Origin of the sequence: Cupriavidus sp. HMR-1 (genome assembly GCF_000319775.1) — a bacterium.
GTDB lineage: Bacteria > Pseudomonadota > Gammaproteobacteria > Burkholderiales > Burkholderiaceae > Cupriavidus > Cupriavidus metallidurans.
In genome coordinates this window covers 84,677-110,319 of the sequence record NZ_ANKP01000252.1, presented here as the reverse complement: position 1 = coordinate 110,319, position 25,643 = coordinate 84,677, and the positions used below count along the sequence as shown (strand labels likewise).

At 62.9% G+C, this 25,643-nt stretch carries 18 protein-coding genes and 2 tRNA genes; 11 read left to right on the top strand and 9 right to left on the bottom strand.

Going from position 1 to position 25,643, the window contains the following annotated elements:
* From D769_RS27770 to pgi, 7 genes are all read left to right on the top strand, one after another.
* On the top strand, positions 1-1,262 hold a 1,262-nt coding region (locus D769_RS27770; RefSeq protein WP_008651684.1), incomplete at its 5' end, for an amidase.
* Between the two features lie 143 nt (positions 1,263-1,405).
* Positions 1,406-2,389 carry a TRAP transporter substrate-binding protein DctP gene (gene dctP, locus D769_RS27765; protein ID WP_008651683.1) on the top strand — a complete coding sequence of 328 codons (984 nt, stop codon included), beginning with the start codon at positions 1,406-1,408 and terminating at the stop codon, positions 2,387-2,389.
* A 144-nt stretch (positions 2,390-2,533) separates the two neighbouring features.
* Positions 2,534-3,085, top strand: coding sequence for a TRAP transporter small permease (locus D769_RS27760; protein WP_008651680.1), 552 nt, complete (start codon positions 2,534-2,536; stop codon positions 3,083-3,085).
* A complete protein-coding gene (locus D769_RS27755) occupies positions 3,085-4,395 on the top strand; it encodes a TRAP transporter large permease subunit (RefSeq protein WP_008651678.1) in 1,311 nt (436 codons plus the stop codon). Before D769_RS27760 ends, D769_RS27755 begins: the two co-directional genes overlap by 1 nt.
* Before the next feature lie 34 nt (positions 4,396-4,429).
* The gene (locus D769_RS27750; protein WP_008651677.1) at positions 4,430-5,719 is read left to right on the top strand and encodes a D-amino acid dehydrogenase; all 1,290 of its coding nucleotides are present in this window, start codon (positions 4,430-4,432) and stop codon (positions 5,717-5,719) included.
* Positions 5,720-5,726: 7 nt separating this feature from the next.
* Entirely contained in the window at positions 5,727-7,334 is a 1,608-nt protein-coding gene (locus tag D769_RS27745; RefSeq protein WP_008651674.1) for a bifunctional ADP-dependent NAD(P)H-hydrate dehydratase/NAD(P)H-hydrate epimerase, read from the top strand.
* A gap of 279 nt (positions 7,335-7,613) precedes the next feature.
* Positions 7,614-9,239, top strand: coding sequence for a glucose-6-phosphate isomerase (pgi, locus tag D769_RS27740; RefSeq protein ID WP_035882637.1), 1,626 nt, complete (start codon positions 7,614-7,616; stop codon positions 9,237-9,239).
* Positions 9,240-9,254: 15 nt separating this feature from the next.
* On the opposite strand, the gene D769_RS27735 is transcribed toward pgi, so the two are convergent.
* The gene (locus D769_RS27735) at positions 9,255-9,953 is read right to left on the bottom strand and encodes an ABC transporter ATP-binding protein (RefSeq protein ID WP_008651672.1); all 699 of its coding nucleotides are present in this window, start codon (positions 9,951-9,953) and stop codon (positions 9,255-9,257) included.
* 73 nt (positions 9,954-10,026) lie between these two features.
* Between D769_RS27735 and D769_RS27730 the strand changes: the two genes are divergently transcribed.
* Positions 10,027-10,620, top strand: coding sequence for an arylesterase (locus D769_RS27730; protein ID WP_008651670.1), 594 nt, complete (start codon positions 10,027-10,029; stop codon positions 10,618-10,620).
* Positions 10,621-10,755: 135 nt separating this feature from the next.
* Here D769_RS27730 and D769_RS27725 read toward each other — a convergent pair whose 3' ends face one another.
* The 8 genes from D769_RS27725 to mnmC form a co-directional block, all read right to left on the bottom strand.
* Positions 10,756-12,702: a SurA N-terminal domain-containing protein gene (locus D769_RS27725; RefSeq protein ID WP_008651668.1), complete on the bottom strand. Its 1,947-nt coding sequence runs from the start codon at positions 12,700-12,702 to the stop codon at positions 10,756-10,758.
* 243 nt (positions 12,703-12,945) lie between these two features.
* Positions 12,946-13,022 (bottom strand) — tRNA-Asp (locus D769_RS27720).
* 41 nt (positions 13,023-13,063) lie between these two features.
* Positions 13,064-13,139: transfer RNA gene (locus D769_RS27715), tRNA-Val, on the bottom strand.
* Between the two features lie 253 nt (positions 13,140-13,392).
* The gene (lon, locus tag D769_RS27710; RefSeq protein ID WP_008651665.1) at positions 13,393-15,804 is read right to left on the bottom strand and encodes an endopeptidase La; all 2,412 of its coding nucleotides are present in this window, start codon (positions 15,802-15,804) and stop codon (positions 13,393-13,395) included.
* Between the two features lie 246 nt (positions 15,805-16,050).
* A complete protein-coding gene (clpX, locus tag D769_RS27705; RefSeq protein WP_008651663.1) occupies positions 16,051-17,328 on the bottom strand; it encodes an ATP-dependent Clp protease ATP-binding subunit ClpX in 1,278 nt (425 codons plus the stop codon).
* A gap of 281 nt (positions 17,329-17,609) precedes the next feature.
* A complete protein-coding gene (clpP, locus tag D769_RS27700; protein ID WP_008651661.1) occupies positions 17,610-18,260 on the bottom strand; it encodes an ATP-dependent Clp endopeptidase proteolytic subunit ClpP in 651 nt (216 codons plus the stop codon).
* A 109-nt stretch (positions 18,261-18,369) separates the two neighbouring features.
* Positions 18,370-19,719, bottom strand: a complete 1,350-nt coding sequence (gene tig, locus D769_RS27695) for a trigger factor (protein ID WP_008651660.1) — start codon at positions 19,717-19,719, stop codon at positions 18,370-18,372.
* A 149-nt stretch (positions 19,720-19,868) separates the two neighbouring features.
* The gene (gene mnmC, locus D769_RS27690; protein WP_008651659.1) at positions 19,869-21,887 is read right to left on the bottom strand and encodes a bifunctional tRNA (5-methylaminomethyl-2-thiouridine)(34)-methyltransferase MnmD/FAD-dependent 5-carboxymethylaminomethyl-2-thiouridine(34) oxidoreductase MnmC; all 2,019 of its coding nucleotides are present in this window, start codon (positions 21,885-21,887) and stop codon (positions 19,869-19,871) included.
* 123 nt (positions 21,888-22,010) lie between these two features.
* On the opposite strand from mnmC, the gene D769_RS27685 reads away from it, so the two are divergent.
* From D769_RS27685 to D769_RS27675, 3 genes are all read left to right on the top strand, one after another.
* On the top strand, positions 22,011-22,868 hold the full coding sequence (locus tag D769_RS27685) for a 23S rRNA (adenine(2030)-N(6))-methyltransferase RlmJ (protein WP_008651658.1): 858 nt from the start codon (positions 22,011-22,013) through the stop codon (positions 22,866-22,868).
* Between the two features lie 1,550 nt (positions 22,869-24,418).
* Positions 24,419-24,943 carry a phospholipase D family protein gene (locus D769_RS27680; protein ID WP_040011307.1) on the top strand — a complete coding sequence of 175 codons (525 nt, stop codon included), beginning with the start codon at positions 24,419-24,421 and terminating at the stop codon, positions 24,941-24,943.
* Positions 24,944-25,190: 247 nt separating this feature from the next.
* Positions 25,191-25,640 (top strand): YdeI/OmpD-associated family protein, encoded by a 450-nt coding sequence (locus D769_RS27675; protein ID WP_008651656.1) that lies wholly within the window; start codon positions 25,191-25,193, stop codon positions 25,638-25,640.
* Positions 25,641-25,643: the final 3 nt, after the last annotated feature.

Genomic DNA, 25,643 nt, shown 5'->3' with positions numbered 1-25,643 from the left:
CCAGCGCCGCCGGCCACGCCGTCTATCTCCACACCACGTTCGATGCCGCCAGCGAGGTGGCCCGCGCGGCCGATGCCGCTGACCGCGCTGGCAAGCCGCTCCACCCACTGGCTGGCCTGCCGGTATCCGTCAAGGATCTCTACGACATCGCGGGCGAGGTCACGCGCGCCGCGTCTGCCGCCCGCCAGGACGCCGTACCCGCGACGGCCGATGCCACCGTGGTGGCCCGGCTCCGCGCGGCCGGCGCCGCGCTGGTCGGCCGCACCAACATGACCGAGTTCGCCTTCTCTGGCGTCGGCATCAATCCCCATTTCGGCACGCCGGTCAACCCATGCGACAGCTCGGTTGCACGGATTCCGGGCGGATCGTCATCCGGGGCGGCGGTCTCGGTCGCGATTGGCACGGCGGTGGCGGGCCTCGGCAGCGACACGGGCGGATCGATCCGCATTCCCGCCGCGCTTTGCGGCATCGTCGGCTTCAAGCCCACGTCGCGCCGCGTGCCGCTGACGGGCGCGTTCCCGCTGTCCTACACGCTCGATACCGCGTGTGCGATGGCGCGCACGCTGACCGATTGCATCGCCGTGGATAGCGTCATCGCCGACGCCCCGGTCATTCCGCAAATGAAGGCCGCCACCGCGATCCGCCTGGCGATTCCGCGCCAGCTGGTTCTCGACGATCTGGACGAACCGGTCTCGAAAGCCTTCGACCGTGCCATCGGCCGGCTTTCCGCCGCAGGCGTGCGCATCGAACACGTGGACATGCCCGAGCTGACCGAACTGGCCAGCCTGAATGCCGCTGGCGGGTTTTCAGCGCCCGAGTCCTACGCGCACCATCGCGCGCTGCTCGCCACCCACCGCGATCTGTACGACCGGCGCGTGGTAACCCGTATCGAGCGGGGCGCGGCGATGAGCGCGGCGGACTACATCGCGCTGCACCGCGCCCGCCTCGACTGGATTGCCCGCATGGAAGCTCGCATGTCGCCGTTCGATGCGGTGGTCTGCCCCACGGTGCCAATGGTGGCGCCGCCGATCGCCCCGCTTGTGGAAGATGACACCCTGTTCTTCCGCACCAATGGGCTGCTCTTGCGCAATACGTCCGCGTTCAATTTTCTCGACGGCTGTTCGGTGTCGCTGCCCTGCCATGCGCCCGATGAACTGCCCGTCGGCCTGATGCTGTCCCATGGACCGATGCGCGATGCGCAGCTGCTGGGCACGGCGCTTGCATTGGAATCGCTCGTGCACCCTTCACGGCGCGGAGGCTGAGCCGCCGCCGCACCGCGACACGCATTACCGCATTACCGCCGAGATCACCAACAACCTGGGAATCGGCGCAGGTAGTTCCAGGAGGATAGTCAAACCCGCGTAGTCGGGCAGGCGCCCGCGCGCAACATCAGGGAGAGATGGAAATGCGAGTCAAGGTATTGGCAGTTGCGGTGACGACGGCGGTGACAGGCATTCTGCTGACCGCCACGGCGGCACGGGCGGATACGAAGTGGGACCTGCCCACGGGCTATCCGGCCACCAACCTGCACACGGAAAACCTGCAGCAGATGGCCAACGACGTCGACAAGGCCACCGGCGGCAAGCTCAAGATCGTGCTGCATCCCAATGGCTCGCTGCTCAAGGCCAATGAGATCAAGCGTGGCGTGCAGACCGGCCAGGTGCAGATGGGTGAAATCCTGATGTCGACGCTGGCCAACGAAAACCCGGTCTTCGGCGTCGACGCGGTGCCTTTCCTGGCCACGAGCTATGGCGATTCCTACAAGCTCTGGCAAGCCTCGCGAACCGTCACTGACAAGATACTCGACCGCCAGGGCATGAAACTGCTCTACGCGGTGGCCTGGCCGCCGCAGGGCATCTACGCGAACAAGCCCCTGAACAGTGCGGCGGACATGAAGGGCCTGAAATGGCGCGCCTACAACCCGGCAACGTCGAAGATCGCCGAGCTGGTCAGCGCCCAGCCGGTGACGATCCAGGCCGCTGACCTGGCGCAGGCGCTTGCCACGGGCACGGTCAACTCGTTCATGTCGTCTGGCGCAACGGGCGTCGATACCAAGGTATGGGAGTCGGTGAAGTACTTCTATACCGTCGATGCGTGGCTGCCCAAGAACATGCTCGTCGTCAGCAAAAAGGCCTTCAACGGGCTCGACAAGCCCACCCAGGACGCTCTGCTCAAGGCCGTGGCCGATGCCGAGAAGCGCGGCTGGCAGGTCTCCGAACAGAAGACGCGCGAGTATCTGGCCACGCTCTCCAAGAACGGCATGACTGTGGCGCCGCCTTCGCCGCAGCTCAAATCCGACATGCAGAAGGTAGGCGAAGCCATGGTTGCCGACTGGGCGAAGAGCGCCGGCGACGATGGCAAGGCCATTCTCGACGCCTACAAGAAGTAGATCCGCGCCATCCGCGAAAGCAGGCCCGCGACAATCCATCGTGGCGCCCGCCTGCTTTCGTGCATGCATTGCAGCAGGCCCGCGCCGCTGATCGCGCGCGTCCTCCCATCGCCGTTCCCGCGTCACAGGTAGCCCGTCATCACCATGGAAGCCCCCATCCTCCGCAAGCGTTGGCTCGACCATCTGCTTGACGTCTGCGCCGCGCTCGGCGCGCTCTGCATCCTCGCCGTCTGCATCGTGATGATCGCGATGTCGATCTCGCGCGAGACCTCGATCACGCTCAAGGGCGGCGACGACATCGTCGCGTGGCTGTGCGCCGCTTCCGCCTTCCTCATCCTCGGTCAGACATTTCAGCACGGCGGCATCGTGCGCGTGGAGATGCTGCTGGAAGCCGTCGGCACCAAACGCCGCTGGCTACTGGAAGTCATCTCGCTCACCATCTGCCTGATCTTCGCCGGCTATGCGGCGTGGGCGCTCGGCTCGTTTGCCTGGCAAAGCTGGGATATCGGCGATGTGTCCCAGGGGCAGATCGTGATTCCACTCTGGATTCCGCAGAGTTTTGCAGTCATCGGCGCGCTCGGCTTTCTGCTGGCCGTCGGTGACGAATGGCTGCGCGTGGTACGCCGGCAGAAGCCGCGCTACCAGCTCGCGCAGGAAGCCAAGCTGGCCGCTGGCGACTTCGGGGAGACCGTCTGATGAGCACCGTTCTCGTTGCCCTGATCCTGCTGCTGGTGATGATCGTCTTCCTGGCGATCGGCGCGTGGATTCCCGTGGCGATCGCCGTGACCTCGTGGGTTGGCCTGGTGATCTTCTCCGACCACGACGCGCTGGTGAACCTTGCCAACTCCTGGTGGTCGTCCAGTGCCTCCTACACGCTGGCATCGCTGCCCCTGTTCGTGTGGATGGGAGAAATCCTGTTCCGCACCAAGCTCTCCGAGCAGATGTTCAATGGCCTCTCCCCGTGGCTCAACTGGCTGCCGGGCCGTCTCATGCACGTCAACATTCTCGGCTGCGGCATCTTCGGTTCGGTGTCGGGGTCGTCGGCCGCTACCTGCGCCACGATCGCCAAGTCGGCACTGCCCGAACTGACCCGACGCGGCTACGACGAGCGCATCACACTCGGCTCGCTGTCGACGGCGGGCACGCTGGGCATTCTGATCCCGCCGTCGATCACGATGGTCGTGTATGCGGTGTCCGCCGACGTCTCCATCATCCGCGTATTCCTCGCCGGGTTCCTGCCGGGCCTGTTGCTGATGATCCTGTTTTCGGGATACATCGTGGTCTGGGCGCTGATGAATCCCGAGAAGACCCCTGCGGCCGAGACGTTTGGCTGGTCGGCCCGGCTAGCGTCGATCCGGCAGCTCATGCCCTGCATCATCCTGATCGCGTTCATCACGTGGATCATGATGGCCGGGTACTCCACGGCTACCGAGGCTGCCGCGTATGGCGTGGTGGCGTCGCTCGCGCTGGCGTGGGCGGGCGGCTCGCTGACGCGCAAGGCATTCTGGGAAAGCCTGATGTCGGCCACACGGCTGACCGCGATGATCATGTTCGTGCTGGGGGCGACGTCATTCCTGTCGGTCACGATGAGTTTCACCGGCATTCCGCGCGCGCTGGCCGAATGGGTGGCGGCGCTGCAACTGTCGCCGTGGGCGCTGATCGCGGTCCTGACCATCATCTATATCCTGCTTGGCACGGCGCTCGACGGCATCTCGATGATCGCGCTGACCACGGCCACCGTCCTGCCGATGGTGCAGGCCGCCGGCTTTGATCTGGTATGGTTTGGCATCTTCATCGTGTTGCTGGTGGAAATCGCCGAGGTCACACCACCCGTCGGATTCAACCTGTTCGTGCTCCAGAGCATGACTGGCAAGGACAGCAACTACATCGCCAGGGTGTCGTTGCCGTTCTTCATGATGATGGTGCTGGCGATCGGCATCATCACCGTGTGGCCTAGCGTGGTGACATGGCTGCCAGACGTGGTCATGGCGAAGGAGCTCAAATAGCGGCACTTCATCCTGAAGGGGGCAAAGCTAGCGGATGCACGTGATCATCATCGGCGCCGGCGCAATCGGCGTCTGCTCGGCCTGGTACCTGCGCCAGGCCGGCTTCGAAGTCACTGTACTGGAGCGACGCGGCGCCCCCGCGCAGGAAGCCAGCTTTGGCAACGCGGGCGTGATCGCCCCCGGCTACGTCGCGCCCTGGGCGGCGCCCGGGATGCCCGGCAAGATCGTGCGCTCACTGTTCCAGCACGCCTCGCCGGTCGTGTTCCGCCCAAGCGCCGATCCCGCGATGTGGCGCTGGATCGTGCGCTGGCTGCGCGAATGCAACCCCGAAAGCTATCGCACCAACAAGCTGCGGATGCAGCGTGTGGCCTTCTACAGCCGCACCTGTCTGCACGAGCTTCGCTCGGCACTCGAGATCGAGTACGAGCAATCACGTGGCTACCTGCAACTGTTTCGCACACAGCGCGACCTTGATCTCGCATCGCCCGCATTGGCCTTGCTGCGCGAGAACAACGTCCCGCATCAGCTCATCGACGCCGCCGGTTGCCGGCGCATCGAACCCGGCCTGACCGACGACACGCCACTGGCGGGCGGCCTGCATCTTCCAGAGGATGAATCCGGCAATTGCCCGATCTTTGTGCGCAGACTGCACCAGCACGCGGAAGCCGCGGGGGTGCAGTTTCGTTTCCAGACCGAAGTCGCCCGGTTGCGCAGGACGGACGGCCGCCTGACAGTCGAACTCGCCGCGCTCGGTGGCCGTGCCCGGGAAGTGCTCGATGCGGACCGCGTGCTGCTTGCAGCCGGCGTCGGCAGCGAGACGCTGCTGCGCCCGCTGGGGCTGCGCCTGCCGCTCTACCCGGTCAAGGGCTACTCGGCCACGGTCATGGTGACGGACGAACTACAGGCACCGCTAGGCGCCCTGATGGATGAATCGTACAAGGTGGCCATCACGCGCATGGGCAATCGACTGCGCGTGGCGGGCACCGCGGAGCTTGGATCGCGCAAGCTCGATCTGCGGCCTGCCGCGCTGCAAACCCTGATCAAGGTCGCGCGCGACTGGTTTCCGGTAGCCGGCCACTACAACGCCGCCACGCTTTGGGCTGGGGCGCGACCGATGCTGCCTGACGGCCCGCCCCTGATCGGCGCCACCCGCGTGCCGGGCCTGTTTCTGAACCTCGGCCATGGCTCGACGGGCTGGGCGATGAGCTGCGGATCGGGCAAAATTGCCGCGGACCAGATTGCCGCCAGCGCCGGCCAAGGCGACGGGCCAGCCATCGACATGGATGGGCTGACACCCGAACGTTACCGGCTGGGCCCCGCCTGATACCAATATGAGCACGACTGTCTCGCCTTCGACATCCCCGGACCCCGACGCGACGCCGGACCGCATCGCGCTGGATCCCGCCGGCACGGACGTTACGCCGCTTTACGACCTGACGACGATCCGCCGCGTGGAGCACGCCGGGCTGGCCGCGACCCCGCCTTTCACGTTGATGTCCCGCGCGGGCGCTGCGGCAGCGGACTGGCTGCACGCATGGGTGCCGAATGGCCGCATCCTCTGCCTGGCTGGCCCTGGCAACAACGGCGGCGACGCGCTGGTTGCCGCCATGCGCCTGCATCAGCGCGGACGGCTCGTGGAAGCATGGCTGATCGGCGAAGCCGACCTGCTGCCCGCCGATGCGGCCCGCGCCTGGCTCGAGGCCCGCGCCGCCGGCGTGCCGCTACTGGCGCTGCCCAACGATGCCGATACCGGGATTCCTCCGTGGCCGAATGGATGCGCGGCAATCGTCGATGGATTGCTGGGGATCGGACTCAACCGTGCGGCCGACGGCAATATGGCGCGTTGGATCGACCATCTCAATACCTCGCGCTTGCCGGTATTCTCGCTCGATATCCCGAGCGGATTGTTCGCCGACACCGGCGCCGGCAACCCGGCGGTCCGGGCACAACGCACGCTGACGTTCCTGGCTGCCAAGCCGGGCCTGCTGACACTGGATGGCCGCGATTGCGCCGGCGAGGTCGATATCGCACCACTCGGGCTCGACTATCCGCCAGCCGAACATCCCGTGGCGGTGGTCAATCAGCCGCCGGGTTTTTCCCATTCGCTGCCGCGACGCGAGCACGCGGATAACAAAGGCAGCTTCGGCAGCCTGGCTGTGATCGGTGGCAGCCATGGGATGACCGGGGCCCCTTTGCTTGGCGCGCGCGCCGCCCTGTATCTGGGCGCCGGGCGTGTCCATGTGGGATTCCTCGCGCAACCGGCGCCCGCCATCGATCCGGTTCATCCAGAGTTGATGCTGCACACCGTGACGGAGCTTTCGCCCGGCGCGATGTCGGCCTACGTGGTCGGCCCTGGGATGGGTACGGGCGCCTCCGCGCGCAAGCAACTGGCGCAACTGATCGATATCTGCGCCAATGCGGCGACAGCCGCGCCGCTGGTGCTCGATGCGGATGCGCTCAACCTGCTGGCTACCGATGGCACGCTGGCCCAGCAGCTTATCGAAAGCGGTGTGGCACACGTGATGACGCCCCACCCGCTTGAGGCCGCGCGACTGCTGGGCAGCACCGTGGCCGATATCCAGCGCAACCGGCTGGAGGCCGCAGCCGCACTGGCCACGCGGTGGCGGGCCACGATCGTGCTCAAGGGCTCCGGAACCGTGATAGCGTCCCCGGACGGCGCGCCGCCTGCGATCAATCCGACCGGCAATGCCGCGCTCTCCACCGCCGGCACCGGTGATGTCCTGGCCGGAATGATCGGCGCCCTGATCGCCCAGGGAATGCCGATCGTCGCGGCCGCGCGCGCGGCGGTCTGGATTCACGGCCGTGCCGCCGACAGGCTGGTAGCGTCGGGCACGGGCCCGGCTGGCATGACTGCCAGCGAGCTCTATCTGCCCGCCCGGGATATCTTCAACGCGTTGCTACGCGGCGGCGGTGCGTAACGTCCCGGCACTGCCACCAACAATGCCGCGCGGATCACGCCAGACGCCGTCCAGGTGATCTCAGGTGATGCGCGCGGCGCGGCACGCGTCGGACAATTGCCGATAGGGGGCGTTGTCCCCCTCTGCTAAGGTAACGACATCCCGACGTCGGAAACCGTCAATCCGGCAAGCCTCGTTACTTTTTGCTGCCACTTCCGGAATTTGCGATCACATTCTGGCGATATACTTGCTGGCGCCTGCCTCGTGCAGGCGTTCGTGCCCGATTTCCCCCAAGAACGAATGCCGACTGACCTCCAAGCCTGGAACACCCTTCGCCAACACCATGACGTCGTCCGCGAGACGCCGATGCAGCAGTGGTTCGCCGAAGCCGGGGCTGCTCAACGGGTCGATGCTTTCTCGCTGGAAGCCTCCGGCCTGTATCTGGATTACTCGAAGAACCGCATCACCGGCGAGACCCTTGCGCTGCTGATGAAGCTTGCCGAGGAAGCCGGCGTGCCGGCACGCCGCGACGCTATGTTCGCTGGCGAACATATCAACGCCACCGAAGATCGTGCCGCGTTGCACGTCGCGCTACGCGCCCTGCCCGACGCGCCGTTCAAGGTCGACGGGGCGTCTGTCATGCCCGCCATCCACGATGTACTCCGCCGGATGCGCGAGTTTGCCGGCCGAGTGCGCAGTGGCGTTTGGACCGGCTCCACGGGCCAGGGGATCACCGACATCGTCAACATCGGCATCGGCGGCTCTGACCTGGGCCCACGCATGGTATGCCGCGCCCTGGCGCACCTGGCCGACCCGCGCGGACCGCGTGTGCACTTCGTTTCGAATGTGGATGGCACCGAGCTTGCGGAAACGCTCCAGCGCCTGGATCCGGCACGCACGCTGGTGATCGTCTGTTCGAAGACGTTCACAACGCTCGAAACCATGGCCAACGCCTGCAGCATGCGGGACTGGTTCCTCCGCCACGGCGTGCCCGAGAACCAGCTCGCGCGGCACTTCGTCGCCGTATCGACCAATCGCGATGCCGTGGTCGAGTTCGGCATCGACCCGAACAACATGTTCGAATTCTGGGACTGGATCGGTGGCCGGTTCTCGCTGTGGTCGTCGGTCGGCCTGTCGATTGCGCTGGCCGTCGGCTTCGACGCCTTCGAGGACCTGCTGCTCGGCGCCCGGGCGATGGACGATCATTTCCGCACTGCGCCGCTCGCCCAAAACATGCCCGTGGTGATGGCGATGCTGGGAATCTGGTATCGCAATTTCCACAACATGCCGACGAGCTGCATGGCGCCCTATTCGACCTCGCTCGAACTGTTTCCGGCGTTCCTCCAGCAACTCGAAATGGAGAGCAACGGCAAGTCGGTCCAGCTCGATGGTCGTCCGGTGGACACCGATACCGCGCCAGTGGTCTGGGGCACGGCTGGCACCAACGGCCAGCACGCCTACTTCCAGATGATCCATCAGGGCTCGCAGATCGTGCCGGTCGATTTCGTCGCGCCGCTGGTGCCGCCGCGCGAACTGCCAGGCCATCACGTCAAGCTGCTAGCCAACTGCTTTGCGCAGGCCGAGGCATTGATGCGCGGACGCAGTGCGGAAGAGCTGCAAGCGGCCGGCGTCGACGTAGCGCGCATTCCGCATATGGTGTTCGAGGGCAATCGGCCGAGCAACATGCTGCTGATGGAAAACCTGACGCCGCACGTGCTGGGCGCGCTGATCGCGCTCTATGAGCACCGCACCTTCGTGCAAGGCATCGTCTGGAACATCAATTCGTTCGATCAGTGGGGCGTGGAGCTCGGCAAGATCCTGGCGCGCCCGATCGAGGCCGAACTCAGTGGCAATGCCACGGAAGCCCACGATGCATCGACTGCCGCGCTGATCGCGCTGGCGCGACGCTCACTGGCACGCAGTTAACCCCGTCTACGCCGTTCAGACGCCCGCATCCATGAACTCGTCGCTAGCTACACGGCCAGCCTCGATCGTCAGGATGCGGCCGCATCGCGCTGCCACCGAACGGTCGTGCGTGACCAGCACGAGCGTCGATCCGGCATCGCGATTGAGCTCGAACATCAGCGCGATGACCGCCTCGCCCGTGGCGGTGTCCAGACTGCCGGTCGGCTCGTCCGCAAACAGAATATCGGGCCGCGCAACGAAGGCGCGCGCCAACGCCACACGCTGCTGCTCGCCGCCGGAAAGCGTGCGCGGATAATGGGACAGCCGCTGACCGAGCCCTACTCGCTCCAGCATGTCGACGGCCCGCTCGCGCACGCGATCGGTCTCACCACGCAACTCGAGCGGAAGCATTACGTTCTCCAGCGCGGTCAGATGGCCGACCAGCTGGAACGACTGAAACACAAAACCAACGTGACGCCCGCGCAGCGCGGCACGCTGGTCTTCATCGAGCCGGAACAGATCCTGACCATGGAGCCGGACCGATCCCGTGCTCGGCAGATCGAGCCCGGCAAGCAGGCCAAGTAGCGTGGATTTGCCCGACCCAGACGCCCCGACAATGGCCAACGTTTCACCCGCCGTGACGGAAAACGTTACGTCGTGCAAAATCGTCAGCGAACCGGTCGTATCGGCTACGGTCTTTCCCAATGACTCGACGGCAAGAATGGACGTGGACATGCGAGAGAGGATGACAAACAGTAGGCGCCGGCAATGGCTGGCGGCGTTGGGTATCACACTGGCAACTGCCGTCATGACGGCTGTGCCGGCGCACGCGCAATCTGGCAACAAGCCCGCGCTGCTGGTACTGGGCGACAGTCTGTCGGCGGAGTACGGCATTGCACGCGGCACTGGCTGGGTCAGCCTGCTGCAGGACCGCCTGAGCAAGGAGCGGTTCGATTATAGCGTCGTCAACGCGAGCATCAGTGGCGAGACCACAATCGGTGGCAAGACGCGCCTGCCTGACCTGCTCAAGCGACACAGGCCGGCAGTGGTGATCGTCGAGCTGGGTGCCAACGACGCCTTGCGAGGCTTCCCGTTGCAGACCACCGAGGCCAATCTGAGAACAATCGTCAGCGATGCCCAGCAAGCTGGCGCCACCGTGCTGCTCGTAGGAATGCGAATCCCGCCGAACTATGGTCAGGACTACACCGAGCGGTTCTTCGCACTCTACAGCAAGCTGGCCAAGGAAAAACGGGCTGCGCTGGTGCCCTTCCTGCTGGACAACGTGATCTCACGTCCCGAATGGTTCCAGATCGATCGGATTCACCCGACCTCCGCTGCGCAGCCCACGTTGCTGGACAACGTCTGGTCGCAGTTGAAGCCGTTGTTGAAAAAGGCGGCGTAGACACCGGACCTTCGGCCGTGCTGGCGTTGCTGGTACGCGCCACGGCATCCCGAGCTGATCGGCGAGACCAGATACAAGAAAGCCCCTGCAGGCTAGCAACCGCAGGGGCTTTTTTACATCGCAGGCGACGTCGCGTCAGTTCGCAGCAGGTGCGCTCGCTGCCGCCGCGTCGTCCGTCTTGGCTGGATGCAGGATCTTCACCTTCGCACCGGCCTTGAGCACGTCATAGAACGCTGCCAGTTCCGTCTGACCGGCCATCTGGCCCAGTTGCTGCGCGTCAGCCTCACGCTGGTTCGCGTTGGCCTGCGGCGGCGTGCCAACCTTGGCGATACGGTAGATCGCGTACCCATCCGCGCCGAGGTCCACACCCACCAGCGAAGGCAGCTTCGAGGCATCGGCACGCATGATTGCATCGACGGCCTTCGGCGACACGCCATCAGCCTTGGCACGCGACACGGTCACCATCGGACCGAAGCCATCGGCGCTACCGCTCTTCTTCAAGGCATCGAGACGGGCTTCGCCATCCTTGCGTGCCAATTCCGCCGCCTGCTGTGCAACGTAGGCCTGACGCACCAGCGGCTCCACCTCTTCGAACTTGCGCGCGGCGGCCGGACGATAGTCGACAATGCGGGCCGACACCAGCGTGGTCGGGCCCACCTGCACGGCTTCCGTATTGCGCTTGTTCTTGATGGCGTCATCGCTGAACAGCGCCTTGAGCACCTTCTCGTTATTGAGTGGGTTGTCCTTGCCCAGCGCCGGGTTCGGCGTACGCGTGACGTTGTCCGCAGTCTGGATCGTCAGCTTGAACTTGTCGGCGGCGGGCTTGAGGCTCTCGGACTGCTCGTACACCATGTTGCCGAACGCATCGGCCTGCTCGGTATACGCCTTCGCAGCAAGCTGCTTCTTGAGTTCGATCTCGAGTTCGGGACGCACTGCCTCGAGCGGCTCGGTCGCTGCCGGCTTGATACCCGTCAGCTTGATGATGTGATAACCGTAATCGGTTTCCACGACATCGCTGATCTGGCCATCCTTGAGCGCAAACATCGCGTCTTCAAACGGTTTGACCAGGGCACCACGACCCATGAAGCCGAGGTCGCCGCCCTTCTCCGCCGAACCCGGATCCTGCGAGTTCTTCTTCGCAACTTCGGCGAACGTGTCCGGATGCTTGCGCAGATCCTCGAGCAGCTTCTCGGCCTTCTCCTTGGCGGCCTTGCGGTCTGCCTCCTTGCCATCCTTCGGCGCGGCGATCAGGATGTGGCTGGCGCGACGTTGCTCGTCAGTGCGGAAACGCTGGATGTTGCTGTCGTAGTACGACTTCAACTGATCAGGTGTGATCGTCTGGCTGGCAGCCAGGGCATCACCCGACAGCACCAGATACTCGACCTTGGCCTGCTCGGGCATCGTGTAGGCTGCCAGATGGGCATCGTAGTAAGCCTTCAACGCGGCGGCGTCCGGCGTCACCTTGGCCGTGAAATCGGCCGGCTTGATGACGATGGCCTGCACATCACGCTGCTGGTCGCGAATCGCGATCAGGCGATCGAGCAGCGACTTCGGCACGAAAGCTGTCGTACCGATGGCGCCACCCAGTTGCTGCGTGGAGAGTTCGAAGCGCATCCGTGCGTCGAGCTGCTCGGGCGTCATACCTTGCGCCGCCAGCAGCTGCACGTAGGCCTTCTCGTCGAACTTGCCGTCCGCCGTGCGAAGCTGGGAAATGGCGGGAATGCTCTGGATCGCTGCGGCGATCTGCGCATCGGAAACCGTCAGGTGCTTCTTCTGCGTGGCTTCGGAGATAACGCGCTGCTGGATCAGCTGATCCAGCACGGCCTGCCGCGCGGCAGGGCCTTCAAACATGCGCGGATCGTAGTTGTTGCCGAGCATCTGGCGCATCCGTTCGCTCTGGTCGCGCACCACGTTGTCGACTTCTTGCACGGTGATGGTCCGGCCGTCGACCTTGGCAGCATCGTGCGAGCTGTCCATGAAGCGCGAATAGCTCTCCACGCCGAAGAATACGAACGACGGGAAGACAAGCACCAGCAGCAGAAGAAGCATCAGGCGCCGGTTGTTGCGTACGAAATCAAGCATGCTGATCCGGTTAAAGGGGTGGCTCGAAAGTCAAACCTTGCGATTCTATCAAAAGCGAGGGGTTGTACTGCTTGAATGTGCGTCGAGAGATGATGCGAAGCCGCAATCTGTCAATCTTGCTGGAGTGGTCGCGCCAACGAAGCGGAGGCCGCACAGGTGACTCGTTCCACTCCGATGCCAGAGGCCCGTCTGAAAGCCCGAATTGCGGACACAAAAAAGCCCGCTGACGCGGGCTAATTTTGTTGGCGGAGTGGACGGGACTCGAACCCGCGACCCCCGGCGTGACAGGCCGGTATTCTAACCGACTGAACTACCACTCCGTGTCGGCCCCAATCAGTGGCAACGCATCGCAATGGTGAAGTGGTGGGTGCTGAGGGGTTCGAACCCCCGACCTACGCCTTGTAAGGGCGCCGCTCTACCAGCTGAGCTAAGCACCCACTAGACCATCGCAAGCTGCTGCCTGCCGGGTAATCTCGCTTCGCACGATTCGGCGGTTACTGCTTCGTTGCCGCTGTTTGCGTTGCGAGGCCGCGATTGTAATACGAGACTTTTCGATTTGCCAAGCATTGATTGCAACATTCTTCTGCGCACCGCAAGGCACACGCCGCAGCAGGCGGCGCGCAAACAAAAACGCCGCAGGTTTGACCCTGCGGCGTTCCCAACTACATCTCAGACTGACGCGTGCGTCGATCAGTGATGGATACGCTCCACCTGGGATGCGGCCTTGTCCGCCACCTCGGCGGGCTTGGCATCTTCCTCAGGCAGCGGCTCGGGCTTTCGCTCGAGCGCCAGTTCCAGCACCCGGTCGATCCAGCGCACCGGCATGATCTCGATGGCGTTCTTCACGTTGTCCGGAATGTCAGCCAGATCCTTGACGTTCTCTTCGGGGATCAGCACCAGCTTGATACCGCCGCGATGGGCAGCCAGCAGCTTTTCCTTGAGACCGCCGATCGGCAGCACCTCTCCGCGCAGCGTGATTTCACCCGTCATCGCCACATCGGCACGCACCGGGATGCCAGTCAGCACCGATACCAGCGCGGTCGTCATCGCGATACCGGCCGACGGACCATCCTTCGGCGTGGCGCCCTCGGGCACGTGGATGTGGATGTCGCGCTTCTCAAACATCTCATCCGCGATACCCAGACGACGCGCCCGCGAACGCACCACCGAACGCGCGGCTTCGACGGACTCCTTCATCACATCGCCGAGCGAACCGGTGCGCGTGATGTTGCCCTTGCCAGGCATGATCGCGGCTTCGATCGTCAGCAGGTCGCCGCCGACTTCCGTCCACGCCAGACCCGTCACCTGACCCACCTGGTTTTCCTTGCCGGCTAAACCGAAGTCGTACTTGCGCACGCCGAGGAATTTGTCCAGGTTCTCGGAATCCACCTTCACCGCCGTGGACTCCTTCTTCAGGAGCAGCATCTTCACAACCTTGCGAGCGATCTTCGACACTTCGCGTTCCAGCGAACGCACACCGGCTTCTCGCGTGTAGTAGCGGATGATGTCGCGGATTGCCGCTTCGGCCACCTCGATCTCGCCCTGCTTCAGGCCGTTGTTACGGATCTGCTTGGGCAACAGATAACGCGTGGCGATGTTGATCTTCTCGTCCTCCGTATAGCCCGACAGGCGGATCACTTCCATCCGGTCCAGCAGCGGCGGCGGAATGTTCAGCGAGTTCGACGTCGCCACGAACATCACATCCGACAGATCGAAGTCCACCTCGATGTAGTGGTCCTGGAACGTGTGATTCTGTTCCGGGTCCAGCACCTCGAGCAGCGCCGACGAAGGATCGCCACGGAAATCCATGCCCATCTTGTCGATCTCGTCGAGCAGGAACAGCGGATTACGCACGCCGACCTTCGACAGGCTCTGCAGGATCTTGCCCGGCATCGATCCAATGTACGTACGACGGTGACCGCGGATCTCGGCCTCGTCACGCACACCACCCAGCGCCATACGCACGAACTTGCGGTTCGTGGCACGCGCGACCGACTGGCCAAGCGAGGTCTTGCCGACACCCGGAGGTCCGACCAGGCACAGGATCGGCGCCTTCACCTTGTCCACGCGCTGTTGCACGGCAAGGTACTCGAGAATCCGTTCCTTGACCTTCTCGAGACCATAGTGGTCTTCGTCGAGAACGCGCTCAGCGTTGGCCAGGTCGTTGTTGACCTTGCTCTTCTTGCGCCACGGCAGGCTGACCAGCGTGTCGATATAGTTGCGCACGACGGTGGCCTCGGCCGACATCGGCGACATCAGCTTGAGCTTCTTGAACTCGGCGTCGGCCTTCTTCTTGGCCTCCTTGGGCATGCGGGCGGCCTTGATGCGCTTGTCCAGTTCTTCCAGATCAGCGCCTTCCTCCCCCTCGCCCAGCTCCTTCTGGATCGCCTTGACCTGCTCGTTCAGGTAGTACTCGCGCTGGCTTTTTTCCATCTGGCGCTTGACGCGGCCACGGATGCGCTTTTCCACCTGCAGGATGTCGATCTCGCCCTCGAGCTGCGACAGCAGGCTCTCGAGACGCTCGGTCACCTTGACCATTTCAAGGATCTTCTGCTTCTGCTCGAGCTTGATCGGCAGATGCGCGGCGATCGTATCGGCCAAACGACCGGCCTCATCGATACCGGACAGCGACGTCAGGATCTCGGGAGGGATCTTCTTGTTCAGCTTCACGTACTGGTCGAACTGCGACACGATTGCGCGGCGCAGGGCCTCGGTTTCGGCCGATTCAACCGGTGCGGGGGGCACAGGCACGGCTTCGCACATGAAGTGCGAATCGTCCTCGCTCACCTCGGTGATATTTGCACGCTGCGTACCTTCCACCAGCACCTTCACGGTGCCGTCGGGCAGCTTCAGCATTTGCAGGATATTGGCGATGCAGCCGACCTCGTACAGGTCATCCGCGGTGGGCTCATCCTTGGCCGCAGTCTTCTGGGCCACGAGCATGATGCTCTTGCCCGCCTCCATCGCAGTCTCAAGCGCCTTGATGGACTTCGGGCGTCCCACGAACAGCGGGATCACCATGTGCGGAAACACCACCACGTCGCGCAGCGGCAACAGTGGGAGGCGAATCGGCTCAGCCGGGAGGAGTTGTGTTCCGGACATCATTTTCCCCAGTCAGTCATTTAAGGCGTAAATAGGGTCGCGGAATTCGATTGCAAGATGCCCATCATCGAATCTGTACGCAGAAAAACATGCTGCAAACTGCACTTGCGACCCCCAGTGAAACAGCATACCCGCGTTTGCTCCCGTTCGTTTGTGGAATTGAAGAAAAAAAGCCGTTCGCTTCGCTGCGAACGGCCGCTTGAAATTTGCCGGTGTGGTCGAAGCCACCCATGTGCGGCGCGATCGTCAGTTGGACCCCGCCACCTTGGGCTGCTGCTCCTCATACACAAGGAGCGGCGCCGCGTCGCCAGTAATCGTGTTCTCGTCGATCACGACCTTCTGGACGCCCTTGTAGTTGGGCAGGTCATACATGACGTCCATCAGCGATTGTTCAAGGATCGAACGCAGGCCGCGTGCACCGGTCTTGCGCCGAATGGCCTTGCGAGCGATCGCGGACAGTGCGGCCGGGCGGATTTCCAGCTCCACGCCTTCCATGGCCAGCAGCTTCTGATACTGCTTGACCAGCGCGTTCTTCGGCTCGATCAGAATCTGCATCAGTGCAGCCTCATCCAGCTTCGCTAGCGTGGCCACCACCGGCAGACGACCGATCAGTTCCGGAATCAGGCCGAACTTGATCAGATCCTCAGGCTCGGTCTGCGGCAGCACTTCGCTGACTTCCCGCTCTTCCTTGCTCTGCACCTGGGCGGCAAAACCGATACCGGTCTTGTCCGAGCGCTGCATGATGACCTTCTCCAGGCCGTCAAACGCGCCGCCGCAGATGAACAGGATATTGGTGGTATCCACCTGCAGGAAGTCCTGATTCGGATGCTTCCGGCCACCTTGCGGCGGCACCGAGGCCATCGTGCCCTCGATCAGTTTCAGCAGCGCCTGCTGCACACCCTCGCCGGAAACGTCGCGGGTGATCGACGGGTTGTCGGACTTGCGCGAGATCTTGTCGATTTCGTCGATGTAGACGATGCCGCGCTGCGCCTTCTCCACCTCGTAATTGCAGTTCTGCAGCAGCTTCTGGATGATGTTCTCGACATCCTCGCCCACGTAGCCGGCTTCCGTCAGCGTCGTCGCGTCCGCAATCACGAACGGCACGTTGAGCAGGCGGGCCAGCGTCTGGGCAAGCAACGTCTTGCCGGAGCCAGTCGGCCCGATCAGCAGAATATTGCTCTTCGAAAGCTCGACATCGTCCTTCTTGCCGAGATGCTTGAGGCGCTTGTAGTGGTTGTAGACCGCGACGGCCAGAATTTTCTTGGCCTGATCCTGCCCGATCACGTACTGGTCGAGGCTCTCGCGGATCTCGTGGGGCGTGGGCAGATCCGATCGCGTGGCGGCCGTGGCGTCCTTGTCGGTCGCGGCGGCCTCGTCACGGATGATCTCGTTGCACAGGTCGATGCATTCGTCGCAAATGAACACCGACGGGCCGGCGATCAGCTTCTTCACCTCATGCTGGCTCTTGCCGCAGAAGGAGCAGTAGAGAAGCTTCTCGCTGGATGAACCTTTTTTGTCCGCCATAGGAATCAGTCACATTAGCAGTGTGTTCCCACCGGGCGGGAGACCGGGTGGGAAACGCATTAAACGCATCATACGCCAAAACAATTGGCACAGTCGGCGGCAACCCCTCCATGTGGGGCAAAACGCAAAAACGAGGCATACAGCCTCGTTCCGGTGTAGCCTTCGCCATTTACGGCGAGCGGATTCGTACAGCACACGCCCGGCATTACCGGGCGCCACCCCGGGGCAATCCTTTCTGGATCGCGCCCGGAATGGCCTGCCGGCACACCGGCCGATCCGTCTCAACTACGACGGGTAATCACCTTGTCGATCAGACCGTAATCCACGGCCTGGTCGCCGCTCATGAAGTTGTCGCGGTCAGTATCGCGCGCGATCTTCTCCACTGGCTGGCCGGTCACCTCAGAAAGGATGCTGTTCAGGCGCTCGCGCAGATACAGGATCTCGCGTGCCTGGATTTCGATGTCCGAAGCCTGGCCACGCGCACCGCCCAACGGCTGGTGAATCATGATTCGGGAGTTCGGCAGCGCGCTGCGCTTGCCCTTGGCGCCGGCTGCGAGCAGGAATGCACCCATGCTGGCCGCCATGCCCATGCACAGCGTTTGCACATCGGGCTTGATGAACTGCATCGTGTCATAGATCGCCAGACCGGCCGAAACCGAACCGCCGGGCGAATTGATGTACAGCGACACGTCCTTATCGGGATTCTCGCTTTCGAGGAACAGAAGCTGGGCCACTACCAGGTTGGCAGTCTGGTCGTTCACTTCGCCGACCATGAAGACGACACGTTCCTTGAGCAGGCGCGAGTAGATGTCGTACGCGCGCTCGCCCCGGCCGGACTGCTCGACGACCATCGGCACCAGACCAAGACCCTGGGTCTCCAGAGCAGAAGCCTGCGTGGTGGCGAGACGATCAAGCAAATCATTGCGGGTCATGCAGGTTCTCCAGGTATTCAGGAATGGCGTCAATCGGCCAGCGCGCGAGGCCGATTGACGCAAGCCAGCGCCGCGCCATACTCGCGCGGCTTCCGGCTTATGCCCAACCTCAGGCTTGTGCGGGCGCGGCGGTGAGTTCTTCGAACGACACCGTCTTGTCCGCGACCTTGGCCTTGTCGCACACGAAATTTACCACGTTGTTTTCGAGGACGTAGGCTTCCATCTCGGCCAGACGTTGCTGGTCACCGTAGTACCAGCGCATGACTTCCTTCGGGTCTTCGTAGCTCTTCGCGAAGTCCTCGATTTCGGCCTTGATCTGGTCCGGCTTGGCTTCCAGGCCGTTGGCCTTGACGATCTCAGCCAGGATCAGGCCCAGCTTCACGCGGCGCTCGGCCTGTTGGGTGAACATCTCGGCCGGAATCGGCATGTCCTTGGCGTTCGGCATGCCACGTTGCTCGAGGTCGCGACGGGCCATTTCCACCAGGCGCTCCTGATCCTGCTCGACCAGCGCCTTCGGCACGTCCAGTTCGCTAACCTTCAGCAGCGCTTCCATGACCTGATCCTTCAGCATGGAGTGCGTGCGGCGCTTGACTTCGCGCTCGAGGTTTTCGCGGATGTCGGCGCGCATCTTTTCCACGCTGCCGTCAGCGATGCCGAGCGACTTGGCGAATGCGTCATCCACTTCCGGCAGGTGCGCCCACTCGACCTTCTTCAGCGTGACCGTGAATTCAGCGGTCTTGCCGGCCACTTCCTTGCCGTGGTAATCGGCCGGGAACGTCAGCGGGAACGACTTGCTTTCGCCCACCTTCAGGCCCAGCGTGGCCGTTTCGAACTCCGGCAGCATGCGGCCTTCGCCCAGCACGTACACGAAGTCCTCGGCCTTGCCGCCAGCGAACTCGACGCCGTCGATCTTGCCGACGAAGTCCAGCGTCACGCGGTCGCCGTTCTGGGCAGCCACATCGGCGCCACCGTCACCGTGGGCACCCGCATCGCCACGACCGTGGAAGTGCACGCGCTGCTTGCGCAGGATGTCAACGGTCTTGTCAATCTCGGCATCGCCGATTTCGGTCTGGGTGCGGGTCACTTCGGCCGACGCGAGGTCGCCAATCTTGACCTCCGGATACACCTCGAACGTGGCTTCGAAAGCCAGTTCGTCGTCAGCCACGCCTTCGGTCTTGATGTCGAACTTCGGCTGACCGGCCACCTTCACTTCCTGGGCCTGGGTGATGTCGAAGAACTTGCGGGCAGCCTTGTCGAAGCGCACTTCGAACTCGACTTGCTGGCCATATTGCTTCTCGACCATCTTCATCGGCACCTTGCCCGGGCGGAAGCCGGACATCTTCACGGTCTTCGACAGACGAGCCAGGCGTTCCTGGGTTTCCTTCTGCACTTCGGCCTTGGGAATAGCCAGGGTCACCTTGCGGTCCAGCTTGCCGAGGTTTTCAATGACGTTCGACATGGTCGTTAATCCAATCCAGAAATGTTGTTGTCAGCGCAACCGCCTGCATCTCGGTCCACCCGCGACTGGCGCCGACGAGCGGGGGTCTCCGTGCAAACGGAAAACGGGGATTATCGCACGGTTTTGATTCGCTTCCGGCAGTTTTTACCCTAGCCGGCCGTATCCACCCCAGGACCCACCGATTCGGGCGCCTGCGCTTGACCGTGTCGGAGCGCGCGTAGCAGGAGCCGTGCGGGATCAATCGCATCTGCCAGGTCGGCCTCGAGCGGCAGTGGCTCACCCTCGATCTGGCTGGCGATCAGTTCCGCGCACAAGGCAGCCCATGTGAGGCCTCGCGACGCATACGCAAGGGCCGCATACAGACCGGGAAGCCGTGGCAGATCGCGCAAATGCGCGCCACGCAACGCACCGGCATGGGACAGTGCCTGCGCATCGTCGGCGATGCGCCCGACGAGTGGAAGGCGGTTGTACGTGACCGTGCGCACGCCGACGTAACCCTGCAGCGTGGCGGGGTCGATCTGCGCGATTTGTGACGCCCGGTCCGGCAGCAGCGACGCCAGACGATCGAGGTTGGCAGCGTGCACTTCCGGACGCTCGACCAGCGGCCCTTCGTCCTCTTCATAACTCGAGCCCATCCTTGCTCCGCCCGCCGCGTCACGCGGCAATAGGTAACCACCGCCGGTCACGACGCAATCAGGCCAGCCACCCAGCGCCTCTGCCTGCGCGGGCGCCAGATCCGTCAGTTGGCCACGCACCCGGCGCAGCGCCAGAAACTGGCCCGAGGTCAGTCGATCGGCTTCGTAGGCATTGGCGAGCACCAGAACCGGCGCGGCGGCCAATACGCCACCGTCATCGGCAAGCGCTTGCCACGCATCGCCGACCTGGCTGATCGCCGCCACGCGGCAATTGAATCGCGCATCCACAGCCGCACCAGCTTTCGCAAGCTGCGCGCGGCATATGTCGGGCGGCGCTACCCAGCCTCCCTTCGGAAACCACAAGCCGCCTCTCGGAACCGCTGCGCCATGCTGCCCCGCAGCCTCTTGCGGCGACATCCAGCGCACAAAAGACTCCGGAAACCCAAGCTCCGCAAGCGCGGCCTGCTGCGCCGCGCTCTCAGCATCATCCTCGCCGAGTTGCAGGACTCCAGTGCCGTGCCATCCCGCGGGATAGCCAGCCGCCTCCAAGGCGCCCCACGCGCGCAACGCATGGAGGTTGCCTGCACGGGACAGTCGCGAAAGGAAGCTGTCGTCGGCGGACACATGCGCATGCATCGCCGCGGCACGGTGGCTCGACGTCTGTCGCGCCGGTCCGTCGTGGGCATCAAACAACGTCACGCGCCACCCACGCGCAGTCAAGCGTTCGGTCACGGCGCAGCCCGCCAGCCCCGCGCCGATGACGATGGCGTGTCGCTCCGCCCATTGCGCTGCCTCGGGCGGCGCATGACGACGGTTCTTCCAGACTGGCGCGAAACGCGCCACGGTCATGTCCCGCTTGCCACCAAATCCGGGCGCCTTGTGCACCTCGAACCCGGCCGCCTTGAGCCCGCGCCTCACGAATCCCGCCGCTGTGTAGGTCGCGAGCGTCGCACCGATGCGAGCGAGACGCGCCAGGCCGCGGAACACGCTGTCGGACCACATGTCGGCGTTGCGCGATGGCGAAAACCCATCGAGGTAGAACGCATCGGCGCCAAGCACGAGTTTCGGCAACATCGTTTCCACGTCGCCCAATGCCAGCGTCAGCGTGACCGCCCCATCCTCGAACGACAGCCTGTGCAAGCCGGGCAGCGCGTCAGGCCATTGTTGCTGCAATTGGTCGGCTAACGGCAGCAGCTCGCCCAGGCCAGCATGTGCATGTAATTGCGCCAGACCTTCGCGCGTGAAGGGATGCTTCTCAATCGACACGAAATGCAGCCGTTGGCAACGCTGCGGATCGCTACGCCATGCCTGCCAGGTGGCGAGGAAATTCAGGCCCTGCCCAAACCCCGTCTCGACAATGACAAACTGCTCGCGCCCGGCCCAGCCTCCGGGCAGACCATTGCCACCGAGAAACACGTGATGCGCCTGCGCCAGACCTCCACGCGCGCTGTGATAGACATCGTCATAGCGGGGCGAATAGGGAGTACCGTCACTGGACAGAATGGGCTCGGCGGGCTCGAGAACGCGCGTCATGGCAAGGATTCATACGGCCGGAAATGGCGGCGGATGGTAGCATAGCGCCCTCCCCGCGCACCGCCCTGAAAATGCCTTCAAGGCCGTATTTGCGCGAAGTTTGCGCGCCGTCATTCCCTCGCCATGCTCAGTTATCGTCACGCCTTCCACGCCGGCAATCATGCCGATATCCTCAAGCACGCCGTCGTCGTCCAGTTGCTGGACTACCTGACGCAGAAGGACAAGGCGTTCTGGTACATCGACACCCACGCCGGCGCCGGGCTCTATGCCCTTGATCACGCCTACGCGCAGAAGAAGTCGGAGTTCGAGACCGGCATTGGCCCGCTCTGGCGCGCCGCCGCGAATGGCCAACCAATGCCCGCCCTGCTCGACGCCTACCTGGAACAGGTACGTGCGCTGAACGAGGACGGCAGTCTCAAGCACTATCCCGGCTCGCCGTGGCTGGCGTGGCAAATGCTGCGCGATGCGGACCGCCTGCGCCTGTTCGAACTGCACAGCACCGAGATCCAGGTACTGCGCGACAATTTCCGCGGCGCGGGACGCAAGGTCATGCTCTATGACGGCGATGGCTTCAACGGCATCAAGGCTATCCTGCCGCCCCCGCCCCGCCGCGCACTGGTGCTGATCGATCCTTCTTACGAAGACAAGCAAGACTACGCCCGCACACTCGATACGCTCAAGGCTGGCCTGGAACGCTTCGCCACGGGCATCTACGCAATCTGGTATCCCGAGGTGCAACGACGGGAATCGACCCAGCTACCGGCCCAATTGAAGCGCCTGCCGCTCAAGAGCTGGCTGCATGTCTCACTGACCGTCAAACACCCGGTCGCGGGTGGCCTGGGCCTGCATGGCAGTGGCATGTTCATCGTCAATCCACCCTGGACGCTCAAGACCGCGCTTCAGGAAGCCATGCCGAAACTGGTCGAATTGCTTGGGCAGGACGGCGGCGCGAAGTTCACGCTCGAGTCATTGGATGGCTAAATCCGCACTTCTGCTATCACCAGAAAGTGCTTCATGCAAATCCTTTTGGCTATGAGTGGGATAAAACTAACTCATTTGAGTTAATCCCCTCGCACGTAGGGCAGACGACGAAGATACATTATCAGACAATTCAAACTGTCGTGATTGACCCCACGATAATTCATCCCGGCCCGCCTGCTTCGCGCAGCGGGCTTTTTTTTCGGCTTTGAACGTATGGGGACAATAGGCTGCGTGTCTCGATGCGCCAGCCTTGCAGGCGTAATCAGATTTCCTGTCTCTAGTCGCATGAACCGATTGATCTCAGTTCTTCTTGCCCTTGCCTCGGCAGCCTTCAGTGCAGGATGCTCCTCCTTCAATCTTTGGCGCGGCACCTACGAAGGTGTCCGCAGCCACGATGCCGCGGTGAATCCTATGACTCCGGAAACGGTAAGGCAGACGCTTCCGCCCTATGAGGATTATGAGCGGGAGCGTGACAGGGCGCGTGGCGGGAATCCGTCTACCCAGGACCAGTAACTGGCAGAAAGCTCGATCCCTCACCCACCATGGCATGCGATGCCTCGCATTGGAGCCGCGTCCATCCGCAGATCTCCGGTAGCAAGAAGCAAAAACCCGCCAGGCTTGCACAAGGCGGGTTGAATTCGACAAATCACCGCAACGATTCAGCGGTGATCAGCAGGGGAATATTATTTTGGCCCGTAGCGCCCAGAAGAAACCGCAGTAGACAGGGAAGAACATGAGCGCCCCTTCACTGCCGCGTAGCAGCCAACGGCTACGGCACAAGCGCCCTAACCTGCTGCGTGGCCGCCACGCGAAGGCGCCCAATGGCCTCAGACAACTCCACAGCCTCGCGTTGCTTTGGACCCAGTGGATCCACAGCGCAAATCGACACGCGCGCCATGATCTCTCGCCACTGGACGGCAGTAGGCGGTACTGCACCTCGGGCGTTCACAAAACCGCGCAACCAGTTCACAAATTCAACTTCACTCACTTCAAACCTCGACCATTAATGCCGGGGCATCACTTATCGATGCTCCCGCTCATACAGCCACCAAAACTCTGGACTGGACAAGGTTCAGTAAAGGCAAGGAACTACGATCGATACATAGAATTTTTCCTAAATTGCATCGACTCACTTCCGAGTGATTTGGCCCTGACCAGTCGGTCACGTGGCCAACATCGCTAACACGCCTACCGCTGTTGACCAGGGCTTGCATCGACCAATTGATGGCCCGTATTAGCCGCCACGCCTGAATGTTCCGAGTCGTCAATGCCCCCTAGATCTCCCAACGATCTGCCAGCCTCATGACGCCCCAGAGCGCGAAGAACACAACAAAATAGGCGAACATGGCAAACTTCCTTAACTGGTTGGTACAACTTCATTTCAGCAACCAGCAAGAGCGGATCCAACCATCCAGCTCCGAATTGAACCTAGGAAACTTCCCATTGCGGGACCACCGGCCGCGCCGACGCCGAAACAACCACTGCGAGCGTCGATGTACGTGGCGCATAGCCGGTCCAGCGCCATGCACTCCGACCAAGGCCCTAACGTCATGACAAGAATCCGAAGCATCGCCCTGGCCACCCTCCTCAGCATTTCATCTCTCGCCCATGCCGGTCCCAGCATTCAGGTCGGCTTCTCCCCAGAGGGTTCGGCACGAGAGCTTGTCCTGAAGACTATCGGTAGTGCGCAGCATTCCATTCAGATGCTCGCCTACTCGTTTCAAGCTCCTGACATCATGCAGGCGCTGGTTGATGCCAGGAATCGAGGCGTGGAGGTGCGCGTGGTAATCGACAAGAAGCGCAACCTGGGCAAGACGAGCTTGGCGGCCATGGACTTTGTGACCAGCAATGGTGTGGAACTGCGAACCAATGACCATTTCCACATCCATCACGACAAGACGATCATCGTCGATGGCAACACGGTTGAAACGGGCTCCTTCAACTTCGCGCCATCCGCCGAGACATCCAACTCCGAGAATGTGGTCGTCATTCGAGACATGCCGGAGATTTCACGCCAGTACATCGAGCATTGGCAATCACGGTGGAATCTGGGGAAGGCTTATCCGGCACGATAACGGAACCGCACCGGGAACCTTGGCGGCTGGTCGGTTCACGTAAATGGCGGTTCAGGGGCAGGGATTTGAAGCTGTCAATACTAGATTGCCCCGGCTTCGACTGGCGGGATGTCGTCTTGATCCTTCGCAGGCGCCAGCACGCGGTCACCTCTTCAGGTTATGCTCGGGCGTCATCGAGCCTTCCTTTGAGTACGATAGCCGCGCACATCCGCGTCGGGCCGCACCACATCTTCGGTTCTCCGATCGCATGAAACTCAAATTCCAGGCAAAGGTCGTCCCTTCGGGCAACGCAACGGCCGTCGAAGTTCCGAAGGATGGCATCGAGTCGTTCGGCGCGGGCGCGCGACCACCGGTCGCCATCTCCATCAACGGCCACAGATGGCGAAGCAGAATCGCCGTGATGAATGGCAAATGCTTGGTGGGTATCAGCGCGGCCAACCGGCGAGAAAGCGGTATCGCGGAGGGCGACCTCGTCGACGTTCTAATAGAACTCGACGAAGAGCCGAGAACACTGCCGGAACCGACAGACCTTTCTGAGGCCCTGAGGAAAAATAAAGGCGCCAGAGCCGCCTTTAATAGGTTGCCGTTTGGGCTCAAACGGAAGCACATCGCTGCGATTGAGGAGGCCAAGTCTCTCGATACGCGGCAGCGTCGCATCGCCAAGCTCGTCAGCGAACTGCAGCAAAGTTCGGCCTAACCC